Source organism: Salaquimonas pukyongi (assembly GCF_001953055.1).
In the GTDB taxonomy this organism is placed as follows: Bacteria; Pseudomonadota; Alphaproteobacteria; order Rhizobiales; family Rhizobiaceae; genus Salaquimonas; species Salaquimonas pukyongi.
Genome location: NZ_CP019044.1, coordinates 1,410,687 through 1,422,268 on the forward strand (window position 1 = coordinate 1,410,687; position 11,582 = coordinate 1,422,268).

Here is an 11,582-nt window from a genome sequence, read left to right on the forward strand (position 1 = left end):
CAGCTTAAGGCAGGTTTGAGGTTGAAACGATGAACATGCAAACCCCGATCACCCATACCGCGGCTGAGGAAGGGCTGATTGCAGCCCTTGGCCGGACCGAGGGCAAGGCAAGGGACGCGGCCGTCAAGGCACTGGCCGCAATCGAGAAAGCCGGTCTGCCGACGCGCCGCGTCGAGGCCTGGCACTATACCGATCTGCGAAATCTGCTGCGCGAATATCCCCAGCCGCCGCGCGCCATCCAGAGCGAGTTCTCATCGGAAAGCCTGGTCGATCTGCCGCCGCTGGTGGATGGTTACACGCTCGGCTTTTCCAATACTTTCCACGTCATCGGCTATCTTGCCGACATGCCGGACGGCCTGTCGGGCACCGTGGGCGAGGACGCAATCGCCAGCACCCATGGAGTGGAGATCGAAGCCGATACCATCGGAGCGCTTAATGCCGGACTTGCCGAGACCGGCGTAAACCTTTCCGTCGAAGCGGGCGCGGATTTGGCCGAACCGGTCATCCTGGCCCATACCTGCGCCGATGAAACCGCTTCCAACCTTCGCCATTCGGTTCGTGTCGGACAAGGCGCAAAGGCAACCTTCATCGAACGCCATCACTCCTCGATCACCGGCAATTTCCAGAATGTCGTCTGCAATCTCGTTATTGAAAAAGGCGCAAAGGCTGTCTGGTTGATCGATCAGGAACTGGGCGTTGAGACGACCAGGCTCGGCCAGTTGAACGTTGAACTGGGAGCCGATGCCGATCTGACCATCCTGATATTCAACGCCGGCGGCAAGCTCGTGCGCCAGGAAGTTCATGTGGCCGTCAATGGCGAAAACGCCAATCTGGCGATCAAGGGCGTTAATCTGGTGGGCGATGATTCCCACATCGACGTGACGACGACGCTTGCCCACAACGTTCCCGAAACCACTGCAACCGAGCTCTTCCGCAATGTGGTGCCGGGGTCGGGCAGGGGGGTCTTCCAGGGTCAGATAAGGGTGGCGCAGCCCGCCCAGAAGACCGATGCGCAGATGGCCTGCAACACGCTGCTCCTGTCGGACGAAGCGGATTTCTCCGCCAAGCCCGAACTGGAAATCTTTGCCGATGACGTGGTCTGCGCCCATGGCGCAACCGTCGCCGACATCGAGGAAGAGCAGTTGTTCTATCTGCGCGCCCGCGGCATCCGCGAGCGCGATGCGCGCGCCTTGCTGGTAAAGGCGTTTGTCGAGGAAGTGTTCGAGGACATCGGCAATGAGGCGCTGAGTGAAGCGCTGATCGGCCGTATTGAAAGCTGGCTGGATTTCAATGGTTGAGCATTGCCAGGCTTTCCCCCCTCACAGGAGGGAGGCGCCGTTTTCGCACCTAACAGGTGGTAGTCATGAACAAGCATGATCTTTCCGGCATGTATGACGTTGCCAAAATCCGCGCCGATTTTCCGATCCTGTCGCGCGAGGTCTATGGCAAGCCGCTGGTCTATCTCGACAATGGCGCTTCCGCCCAGAAGCCGAAGGCCGTGATCGATGCACTCAACCATGTCTATTGCCATGAATATGCCAACGTCCACCGCGGCCTGCATTTTCTTTCCAATGCGGCAACGGACGCCTATGAAAAAGCGCGAGAGACCGCCCGCCGGTTTTTGAACGCGGAAAAAGCCGGGGAGATCGTCTTTACCTCCGGCGCCACCGAGGCGATCAATCTGGTCGCCTATGGCTGGGCGATGAAACATCTGCGGGAGGGCGATGAGATCATCCTTTCCCAGATGGAGCACCACTCCAACATCGTGCCCTGGCATTTCCTTCGCGAGCGCATGGGCATCAAACTGGTCTGGGCACCGGTGGCAGAAGACGGCAGCCTCGATCTGGAACAGTTCAGGGCTTGTTTTTCAGACCGCACAAAACTGGTTGCCATCACCCACATGTCCAACGTGCTGGGCACCATCGTGCCGCTGAAGGAAGTGGCGGCAATTGCCCATGAACATGGCGCGCTGATCCTGGCAGACGGCAGCCAGGGCGCCGTCCATCTGCCGGTGGACGTGCAGGCGCTTGACGTCGATTTCTACTGCATTACCGGCCACAAGCTCTACGGCCCGTCCGGCATCGGTGCGCTTTACGGCAGGATGGAGCACCTGGCCGCCATGCAGCCCTTCAAGGGCGGTGGCGAGATGATCCTCGATGTAACCGAGGACGAAGTCACCTATGGCGAGCCGCCGCACCGTTTTGAGGCGGGAACGCCGCCCATTGCCCAGGCAATCGGCATGGGCGCGGCGATGGAATATGTCGACCGCATTGGCCGCGAGGCGATCCTGGCGCACGAGAACGATCTGCGCGACTATGCCATCGAGCAATTGTCGAGGATCAATTCCCTGCGGCTTTTCGGCACCACGCCGGACAAGGGCGCAATCTTCTCCTTCGAGCTTGAGGGCATCCACGCCCATGATGTTTCCATGGTGATCGACCGCCAGGGCGTTGCCGTCAGGGCCGGGACCCATTGCGCCCAGCCGCTGATGAACCGCTATGGCGTCACCTCCACCTGCCGTGCCTCCTTCGGCATGTACAACACCCGCGCCGAGGTGGATGCGCTGGTTGACGCCCTTGAAAAAGCGCGCAAATTCTTTACCTGAAAGGCATGGAGACAATGAGCGACACAGCCAATACCGATCCCATCGCCGAACCCGATCTGGCCGAGAGCCTTACCGGGCCGAACGCGGCTGCCTTTTCCGGCAGCGCCATCCCGCCCGAGGAACTGGAGCGCATCACCACCGACATCATCGCCGCGCTAAAGACGGTCTACGATCCCGAAATCCCGTCGGACATCTATGAACTCGGCCTCATCTACAAGGTCGACATCGAGGATGACCGCACGGTGAAGATCGACATGACGCTGACAGCGCCGGGCTGCCCGGTTGCCGGAGAGATGCCCGGCTGGGTGCAGAATGCCGTTGCCGGCGTCGAGGGCGTCATGGATGTGGAAGTCGACATGGTCTTCGATCCGCCCTGGACGCCCGATCGCATGTCGGAAGAAGCCCAGATCGCCGTGGGGCTGTGGTAGGCGGCTTGCGTTTTGGCAACCAAATGCCCACATTTAACGCATACGATTCATTCTGCGGGCCTTAACCCCGCCTGTAATGGAGAACGACATGGCTTTTGAGGTCATTACCGTCAATGAGGCGGCACAGAACCGCCTCGGCGAAATCCTCGCCAAACATCCCGATGCCGAAGGCATCCGGATCGGCGTCAAGAATGCCGGGTGCGCCGGCATGGAATACACCGTCGATCTGGTGAACGAGCCCGATCCCGCCGACGACAAGGTGGCAACGCCCGCCGGCAATGTCTATGTCGACCCCAAGGCAACGCTGTTTCTGCTCGGCACGGAACTGGGCTATGAGGTGACCAAGCTGAAGACCGGCTTTACCTTCAACAATCCCAACCAGACGTCGGCCTGCGGTTGCGGCGAATCGGTGGAGCTCAAACCCGCCGAGATGACGCCGGAAATGCTGCGCGAGCGGGAGATGCAGGCGGGCGGTTAGTTATCTGCGTTCGGAGTTCTGCTGATTACTCCTCCGCACTTTCGTCATCCTCGGCCTTGAGCCGAGGATCCAGGGAACAAACTGTAGCACTGGATCGCGGGTCAGGCCCGACGAAGACGAAGGTTGGTGGCATCAACACGATTGCTCCGGTCGGGACAACGCAGATCCGAGGGAATGCCCAGGAGTGACGGGCTACAGCGCCACCCTCCTTCCTCCTGACAAAACCCTGTCAGCAGGTCTGGCACATGGCGGTTGACGGCGGCGATCTGCGGCGCAATCCTCGGCTGTATCGGCAATGAGGAAAAAGCCATGGAATCTCCCTCCATCATGTCCCATGTCTCCATCGGGACCAACGACTATCCCAGAGCGACGGCCTTTTACGATGCCGTCATGCCAACCATTGGTGCACGGCGGGTATTTGAACCTGAAGGCATGCCGGAGGGCGCTTATGCGGTCGCCTATGGCAAGCAGTTTCCCGAATTCTGGGTGCAGACACCCCATGACAACGGCAAGGCGGAAACCGCCAATGGCGTTCACCTCGCCTTTCTGGCGCCGTCGAAAGAGGCCGTGCAGGCGTTCTGGGACGCGGCCGTGAAGGCCGGCGCGACGCCCGATGGCGAGCCGGGACCACGCCCCCATTATGGTGCGCCGTATTATGGCTGTTTCCTGCGTGATCCCGACGGCCACAAGATCGAGGCCATGTTCTGGGACATGGAAATGGCTGCCACATCGGAAAACCCTCATGGCTAGGATTTCCTGATGGCCATCACCAGGGAATTTGCTTCCCATCTTGAGGACTTGTTTTCGGTGCTGCCCGGTTCTCATACCAGGCGCATGTTCGGCGGCGTTGGCGTGTTCCGCCACGGCCTGATGTATGCGCTGGCGCTGGAAGACGGCAAAATCTGCCTGAAAGCCGATGAGCAGACCCATGCGGATTTCACGGCAGAAGGCTGCGCGCCGTGGGTTTACGAACGAAACGGCAGGAAGATGGACATGGGCTACTGGCAGATGCCCGAACACCTGATGGACGATGAGGAGGCGCGGCGCCAGTGGGCGCAGAAGGCGTTTGAGGTCGCCATGCGGGCCGGTGCTAAAAAACCGCCCGCCAAGCGCAAATTGAGCCCATAACGACATGCTGGCCGCCGGCATCATGCTGGAGGACTGCACCCTGGAAAACGGCCCGCTGATGGTGGTGCCTGCCTCCCACAAGGGGCCGGTCTATGATCACCACCAGGGCGGAAGCTTTGTTGGCGGTATCCGGGCCAGTCTGCTGGGAGACGTTCTTGATCGGGCGGTTCCGCTGACAGCGCCTGCCGGGTCGATTTCGATCCGCCATGTCAGAACGCTGCACGGTTCAAGCGCAAACCGCAGCAAGGCCAACCGCCCGCTGCTGCTGTTCAACTATGTGGCAGTGGATGCGTTTCCGGTGTTCAATTCCTTTGAATGGGAGGAATTCAACAGCCGTATCCTGCGGGGCGAGCCAACGTTCGAACCGCGCCTTCAGCCCGTTCCGGTGCGCGTACCCAATCCCACGCCAAAGCCCAAGGATGGCAACGCAACCGGCTCACTCTTTACCCTGCAGGAGGGAATGGAAGAACCGCTCTATCAGGAGGCCGCCACCTGAGCGGCCCATCCCCTGATTGACAAAACCTCAATGGCAATTGCGCTATCGCTGCAGAAACGCCGGGACGTTTTCCTCGCCGCCAAAGGCGTGATCCTGGTCGCTGGCAACAAGATCCTTTTGCCCGTCATTGCGGCGCCCGCCGCTGCGGCCTGAACGTTTTTCAGAACGGTTATCATCGCGGCCCGCCCCCTTTGCGGCGCGCTTGCGCTCTGCCGGGGCAGTGTCCCTGGCGTCCCTGGCCTCGGTGCGTTCCTTGCGGCCGCCCCGTTCCCTGTCTTTGCCGCTGTCTTTTTCACGGCCCCTGTCGCCACTTTTGGCGCTGGCTTTGTCCCCGCCTTCGCGCTGCCGGCGTGCCGGTTTTTCGGGTCTTGAAGGCTTGCCGCGCCCGCGTCCGCGCCGGCCGGCCCGCGCATCCCATTCAACCTTTTCGCCCTGCCATTCGATGGTTTCGCCGATAAGGTCCTCGATGGCCTCAAAGCCCTTCTGGTCAACCGGCGTGACAATCATGAAGGCAGCGCCCTTGCGTCCGGCGCGTCCGGTGCGTCCGATACGGTGCACATAGTCTTCCGCATTGACCGAAACGTCGAAATTGAAGACGTGCGAGACCTCCGGAATGTCGAGGCCGCGGGCCGCGACGTCCGAGGCGACGAGAATCTTGATCTTGCCGTCCTTGAACGCCTTCAGCGTGGCTGTCCGCGCGCTCTGGTCCATGTCGCCATGCAGCGCGCCGGCCGAATAGCCGTGCCGGTCGAGCGATTTCCACAGATTGGCGACGTCAATCTTGCGGTTGCAGAAAATGATGGCGTTCTGCAGATCATCGGCCTCATCGATCAATTTGCGCAGCACCGCACGTTTTTCCCAGTCATCGACAGGGGAAGCGACGGCGCGCTGAACGATGGTAGCCGATGCAGAAGCGGGTTTGGAAACTTCAACCGAAACCGGGTTCTGCAGGAACTTTTTGGCCAGATTGTCGATTTCCGGCGGCATTGTCGCTGAGAAGAACAGCGTCTGGCGGGTGAACGGCACCAGCTTCACGATGCGTTCGATGTCGGGGATAAAGCCCATGTCGAGCATGCGGTCGGCTTCGTCGATGACGAGGATTTCAACCCCGGTCATCAGCAGACGCCCGCGCTCGAAATGATCGAGCAGCCGGCCCGGCGTTGCGATCAGCACGTCGGCGCCACGGTCGAGGATCTTGTTCTGCTCATCGAAGGATACGCCGCCGATCAGCAAGGCGACCGAAAGCTTGTGGTTCTGGCCGTATTTTTCGAAGTTTTCATGCACCTGGGCGGCCAATTCGCGGGTGGGCTCCAAAATGAGCGTGCGCGGCATGCGCGCCCTGGCACGGCCCTTTTCCAGCAGCGAGAGCATCGGCAGCACGAAGCCGGCCGTCTTGCCGGTGCCCGTTTGTGCGATGCCCAGCACGTCGCGGTGCTCCAGCACGTGCGGTATGGCCTGTTCCTGAATGGGGGTGGGGATGGTGTAACCGGATGCCTCAACAGCTTTGAGGACTTTTTTGCTCAGTCCGAGCGAATCAAATGTCATGTGCGGGTATTTCTGTTGCTTCTGAAAGGAGGGCGGTATCGGCCGGGCTCGTTTTGCCCGCATGTCGCAATTTTCTGTGTTGCGAACCCGAGGCGCAGCCATGTCCGTATTGACATGGCGCGTTATCCGCCCTGTTTGTGCTGCACATAGGGCTTTGCGCGGGCCAAGTCAACCGGACGGACTGTCGCTGCAGGCTATTGGGGTTGCGCTGCTCCGCGCATATCCCTTGCCCCGATCCCTTGCCCCTGGCGCAAAACCGCGATTGAATGTTCCATAGTTGAACCGCAAGACCTTGAAGGGAGCAATCATGAAAACAGCCCTTGCCGCCTTGGTAATCACCGGCCTGTCCGCATCGTTCGCACTGGCTGAAACTTGCGAAGAAAAATTCGTCCAGCTGATGACCGACCGCACGGCGAAAGAGCCGACGAAAATCCACGTCACCCAAAAGATCAAGGGTGGCACAAAGACCGTCAACTGGAACTATCAGGACGGCAAGGGAAACTGGCTGACCGAGATGATCGAGCCTGCCAATGCCCAATGGTCCATGGGGCTCGACAATGTCCTGTATTCTTCCACCGACAAGGGCAAGACCTGGGCCAAAGTGCGGGACATGGAAGCAAACAACGAAGCCCATCAAAAATCGCTCGCAGAACGCGCAAAGACGGTTGAAAATGCCGTATGCGGCGAGGAGGAACTTGACGGCGTAATGCACGAAGTGGTCGAAGCCGACTATCAGATGCAGGGCAGTTTTACTGCAGATATCCACGACAAGTTCTGGGTAGACCCGCAATCCGGCTATGTCCCCAGGCTGGAGACCACGATGAAGAGCAGCGCTTTCGAGAGCTTCATCGTTCAGCGTCTGGAGCCGGCGCCCGGTCTGACGTTTCCCGACCCTGAATAAGCGCAGCTACCTGTTGGGAGCGCCAGCACCGCCATCACACGTCCAGCAGGTCGTCCGTGGCGAATTCGGCGTTTTCCTGGATGAACTTGAACCGTGCTTCCGGCTTGTTGCCCATCAGCTGGTCCATAGAGTCTGCGTTGATTGACGGCTTGACCAAATAACACCATATTAATTGAATGAAAGCAAAAGGCATCATCACCATCGATCCTCACAAGAGGTCTGGAAAGCCCTGTATCAGGGACACCCGTATCACCGTATACGATGTACTGGAATATCTGGCCTCCGGGATGAGTTCGGATGATATTTTGGCTGAATTTGCTGAACTCGAAGAGGCGGACATTCTTGCCTGCCTGAAATTTGCCGCTGATCGCGAACGCAGGTTGATGGGCGCTGCCTAAGACATGCTGTTGCTTGACCAAAACTTGCCTTGGAGGCTGGTTGGTCATCTTTCGGATCGTTTCCCCGCAACCGTTCATGTAAACGATGTCGGGCTTTCCCGGGCTTCGGACATTGAGATATGGAAATATGCGAGAAAGCGAAAGCTTTGCATCACATCCAAGGATGCTGACTTCAGGCAGATGAGCTTTCTCAATGGTGCGCCGCCAAAAGTTCTTTGGCTGAATTGTGGAAACAGCAGCACCGAAGAGATCAAGGAATTGCTGGATCGCAACGTGCAGCTGATATCCGTATTCCTTGAGGATAAAACAAGTTCATTCCTTATGCTAACTCAGGATTAGCATTGCCATCTGGATCAAGACACGCTCTAAACGTCCAGCAGGTCGTCCGTGGCGAATTCGGCGTTTTCCTGGATGAACTTGAACCGCGCTTCCGGCTTGTTGCCCATCAGCTGGTCCACGGTCTTGCCGGTTGCCGCTTCCGGGCTTTCATCGACCACCACACGCAGCAGCGTGCGTTTTTTCGGGTCCATGGTGGTTTCCTTCAATTGCTGCGGCATCATCTCGCCAAGGCCCTTGAAGCGGGTGATTTCCACCTTGCCGCGTCCGGTAAACTCCGTCTCCAGCAATTCCTGGCGGTGCAGTTCATCGCGCGCATAGGCGGTTCTGCCGCCCTGGGAAAGCTTGAACAGCGGCGGCACCGCCATGTACAGATGCCCGCCGCGGACGATCTCCGGTATCTCCTGATAGAAAAACGTGATCAGCAGCGAGGCGATGTGGGCTCCGTCCACATCAGCATCGGTCATGATGATGATACGGTCATAGCGCAGATCTTCTTCGCGGTATTTCGACCGCGTGCCGCAGCCCAGCGCCTGGATCAGATCGGAAATCTGCTGGTTGGCCGCAAGCTTGTCGCGGCCGGCCGAAGCAACGTTGAGGATTTTGCCCCTCAGCGGCAAAATCGCCTGATTGACACGGTTGCGCGCCTGCTTGGCCGAGCCGCCGGCAGAATCGCCCTCAACGATGAAAAGTTCCGTCCCCCCGGTGGCATTGGCCGAGCAATCGGCCAGCTTGCCCGGAAGCCGCAATTTGCGCGTTGCCGTCTTGCGGTTGATTTCCTTTTCCTTGCGCCGCCGCAGCCGCTCCTCGGCGCGGTCGACCACCCATTCGATCAGTTTGGCAGCCTGTGCCGGCGAGGCGGCAAGCCAGTGATCGAAGGGGTCGCGAATGGCGTTTTCGACAATGCGCTGGGCTTCCACCGTCGCCAGCTTGTCCTTGGTCTGGCCAACGAATTCCGGCTCGCGCACGAACACCGAAAGCATGGCGGCCGCCGATGTCATGACATCGTCAGTAGTGATCATCGACACCTTCTTGTTGCCGATCATCTCGCCATAGGCTTTCAGCCCGCGCGTCAAGGCAATGCGGAAACCGGCTTCATGGGTGCCCCCTTCAGGGGTTGGAATCGTGTTGCAGTAGGAATTGACGAAACCGTCATCCCCGTGCCATGCGACGGCCCATTCCACCGTGCCATTGCGGCCGGTATTTTCCGAGCGGCCGGAAAAGGGTTCCGCCGTTACCTTGTGCTGGCTGCCAAGCGAGGCTTCCAGATAGTCGCGCAGCCCGCCGGGAAAGTGGAAACTCGCCTTTTGCGGCGTTTCGTCCTTTTCGCCCAGCAGTGAGGGGTCGCAGGTCCATCGGATTTCCACCCCGCCGAACAGATAGGCTTTCGAGCGGGCCATCTTGAACAGCCGGGCAGGGGAGAACTTGCACCCCTTGCCGAAAATCTCAGGGTCCGGAAGAAACCGCACCTTCGTGCCGCGGCGGTTGTGGACTTCGCCGGCCTCTTTCAGCTTTCCCTTGGGTTTTCCCTGAGCGAACTCCTGAATATGAAGCTTGCGATTGCGGGCAACCTCCACCTGCAAATGCGCAGACAACGCATTGACCACCGATACGCCGACCCCGTGCAGTCCGCCGGAGGTCTCATAGGCCTTGCCGTCGAACTTTCCACCTGCATGCAGGATCGTCATCACCACCTCGACGGTGGACTTGTCCTTGAACTTGGGATGCGGCTCTACCGGAATGCCGCGCCCGTTGTCGGTGACGGAAAGATAGCCTTCCGCATCGAGTTCCACCTCGATCCAGGATGCGTGGCCGGCCACCGCCTCATCCATGGCATTGTCGATGACCTCGGCGAACAGGTGGTGCATCGCCTTTTCGTCGGTGCCGCCGATATACATGCCGGGCCGCTTGCGCACCGGCTCAAGGCCCTCGAGCACGGCAATCGCATCGGCACCGTAGTCACCGCTGACGTCCTTGCCTTTTCCGGCAGCCGGCGCTTTGCCGCCGGTGCCCGGCTTATTGCCGTTGCCACCCATTTCCGGCTCAGCTTCGCTGCCGCCAAACAGATCGTTCGTATTGTCCATGACGCTCGTATGGTTTGCCGCATTCAACGCTGTCGAATCACTCCGCAAACAATACCTGCTGGACTTCAGAATGGCGAGAGTCCTCCACCTGCCGGAAAGGACCGGTCCAGCAAAAACCCGGCTGCCGTCTCCGGCAACCGGGTTCGCCCTGCGTCGAGGCGTGCGAGCGCGCCCTTTGAAGGGAAGTGGGGTCTTACTTCACGACGCAGAAATGGTCATACCCGTCATAGCCGCGAAACGTTCCCTTGGAGGGATTGAAGCTGCGGTATTTGGCATTGCACCAGCGATACCACTCCGGCGACCAGGGTTCGTAGGTGGCGCGCACCGTGTCTTCATAGGTGATGACGCGCGGCGCCGGTGCACGGTAGACCGGTTGCGGCGCTACATAACGCGGCTGGGGCTGAACGTAGATGACTTCCGAGCGGCGGCTGCGATGGACCTGATCGGCAATGATCGCGCCTACGGCAAGACCAACGATACCCGCTGCCAGGGCATCACCATGATCGTGTCTGCGATGCTTGCGGTGTTTCTTGCGCTTTTTGTGTTTCTTCACATACACGACATGCTGGCCATGGTGCTTTTTCCAGCGCTTCTTGTGCCCTGCATCGGCTGTCGCCACCGGCAGCACAATGGTTGCGAGAAATGCTGCGGCAACCGCCGTGGCGATGGCTTTCCTGACTGGTATCAATTCCTGATTGCTCATCGTCCTCTCCAATTATTCCCTGTTGGTGTTCAGCGGCACTCCGCCTTTTCTGCACCTTCGCAAATTCAGCCTGAACGCAAGCTGAACAGGCTTCGTTAACCAAGTTTGCGGTAAAAGCGGACGGAAAGTGGGGTTGGGCTGACACAATTCGGCCACCTGAACAAGAGACTTTCACGTTCATATGGAAGCCGTTTGAATGGTAGGATTTTTCGCATCTGACAAGGAGAACACCGCAGCAGGATGTTTATCCATCCTGCGAGGATTTCGGCGAAGTCAGGTTGGAAAAGCTTCCACAGCCGGGAGTTTGACCTGTTGAAACACCTGTCGTTCCTGCAATCGTTTGAACTTGGTTCTCGGGCCGTCGGACCGCGTTGCAAAAAGCTGACAGTGCCTGCACTGCTGCGCTATTTGCGCCTTGCCAAAGTCCCAATTGCCGGCGTTCAAGCGATTCCGTATGAAGGTGAAAGGTTCTAGGATATT

The 11,582-nt window shown here is 59.1% G+C and carries 13 protein-coding genes and 1 pseudogene; 11 read left to right on the forward strand and 3 right to left on the reverse strand.

Annotated features, from left to right (window positions below; all coding sequences use genetic code 11):
- Positions 1–29: 29 nt before the first annotated feature.
- From sufD to BVL55_RS06860, 7 genes are all read left to right on the forward strand, one after another.
- Complete coding sequence (sufD, locus tag BVL55_RS06830) at positions 30–1,298, forward strand: Fe-S cluster assembly protein SufD (RefSeq protein WP_075996262.1); 1,269 nt, start codon at positions 30–32, stop codon at positions 1,296–1,298.
- Between the two features lie 65 nt (positions 1,299–1,363).
- Complete coding sequence (locus tag BVL55_RS06835) at positions 1,364–2,605, forward strand: cysteine desulfurase (RefSeq protein ID WP_075996263.1); 1,242 nt, start codon at positions 1,364–1,366, stop codon at positions 2,603–2,605.
- A 5-nt stretch (positions 2,606–2,610) separates the two neighbouring features.
- Complete coding sequence (locus BVL55_RS06840; RefSeq protein WP_075996264.1) at positions 2,611–3,033, forward strand: SUF system Fe-S cluster assembly protein; 423 nt, start codon at positions 2,611–2,613, stop codon at positions 3,031–3,033.
- A gap of 88 nt (positions 3,034–3,121) precedes the next feature.
- Positions 3,122–3,511: an iron-sulfur cluster assembly accessory protein gene (locus tag BVL55_RS06845; protein ID WP_075996265.1), complete on the forward strand. Its 390-nt coding sequence runs from the start codon at positions 3,122–3,124 to the stop codon at positions 3,509–3,511.
- A gap of 252 nt (positions 3,512–3,763) precedes the next feature.
- Positions 3,764–4,261 (forward strand): VOC family protein, encoded by a 498-nt coding sequence (locus BVL55_RS06850; RefSeq protein ID WP_205410851.1) that lies wholly within the window; start codon positions 3,764–3,766, stop codon positions 4,259–4,261.
- A 9-nt stretch (positions 4,262–4,270) separates the two neighbouring features.
- Complete coding sequence (locus BVL55_RS06855) at positions 4,271–4,639, forward strand: TfoX/Sxy family protein (protein ID WP_075996266.1); 369 nt, start codon at positions 4,271–4,273, stop codon at positions 4,637–4,639.
- A gap of 4 nt (positions 4,640–4,643) precedes the next feature.
- Positions 4,644–5,135 carry a phytanoyl-CoA dioxygenase family protein gene (locus BVL55_RS06860; protein WP_075996267.1) on the forward strand — a complete coding sequence of 164 codons (492 nt, stop codon included), beginning with the start codon at positions 4,644–4,646 and terminating at the stop codon, positions 5,133–5,135.
- 42 nt (positions 5,136–5,177) lie between these two features.
- On the opposite strand, the gene BVL55_RS06865 is transcribed toward BVL55_RS06860, so the two are convergent.
- On the reverse strand, positions 5,178–6,680 hold the full coding sequence (locus tag BVL55_RS06865; RefSeq protein WP_075996268.1) for a DEAD/DEAH box helicase: 1,503 nt from the start codon (positions 6,678–6,680) through the stop codon (positions 5,178–5,180).
- Between the two features lie 307 nt (positions 6,681–6,987).
- Here BVL55_RS06865 and BVL55_RS06870 point away from each other — a divergent pair, with 307 nt between their 5' ends.
- From BVL55_RS06870 to BVL55_RS06880, 3 genes are all read left to right on the forward strand, one after another.
- Positions 6,988–7,581 (forward strand): hypothetical protein, encoded by a 594-nt coding sequence (locus tag BVL55_RS06870; RefSeq protein ID WP_156892456.1) that lies wholly within the window; start codon positions 6,988–6,990, stop codon positions 7,579–7,581.
- A gap of 176 nt (positions 7,582–7,757) precedes the next feature.
- Positions 7,758–7,979, forward strand: a complete 222-nt coding sequence (locus tag BVL55_RS06875) for a DUF433 domain-containing protein (RefSeq protein WP_075996270.1) — start codon at positions 7,758–7,760, stop codon at positions 7,977–7,979.
- A gap of 3 nt (positions 7,980–7,982) precedes the next feature.
- A complete protein-coding gene (locus tag BVL55_RS06880) occupies positions 7,983–8,318 on the forward strand; it encodes a DUF5615 family PIN-like protein (protein WP_075996271.1) in 336 nt (111 codons plus the stop codon).
- Positions 8,319–8,344: 26 nt separating this feature from the next.
- Here BVL55_RS06880 and parE read toward each other — a convergent pair.
- Together parE and BVL55_RS06890 are read right to left on the reverse strand one after the other, a co-directional pair.
- Positions 8,345–10,318 (reverse strand): annotated as a pseudogene (gene parE / locus BVL55_RS06885) (DNA topoisomerase IV subunit B); the annotation flags it as partial.
- A 274-nt stretch (positions 10,319–10,592) separates the two neighbouring features.
- Positions 10,593–11,102: a BA14K family protein gene (locus BVL55_RS06890; RefSeq protein ID WP_075996273.1), complete on the reverse strand. Its 510-nt coding sequence runs from the start codon at positions 11,100–11,102 to the stop codon at positions 10,593–10,595.
- Between the two features lie 240 nt (positions 11,103–11,342).
- Here BVL55_RS06890 and BVL55_RS06895 point away from each other — a divergent pair, with 240 nt between their 5' ends.
- Positions 11,343–11,576 (forward strand): hypothetical protein, encoded by a 234-nt coding sequence (locus BVL55_RS06895; protein ID WP_075996274.1) that lies wholly within the window; start codon positions 11,343–11,345, stop codon positions 11,574–11,576.
- Positions 11,577–11,582 lie beyond the last annotated feature (6 nt).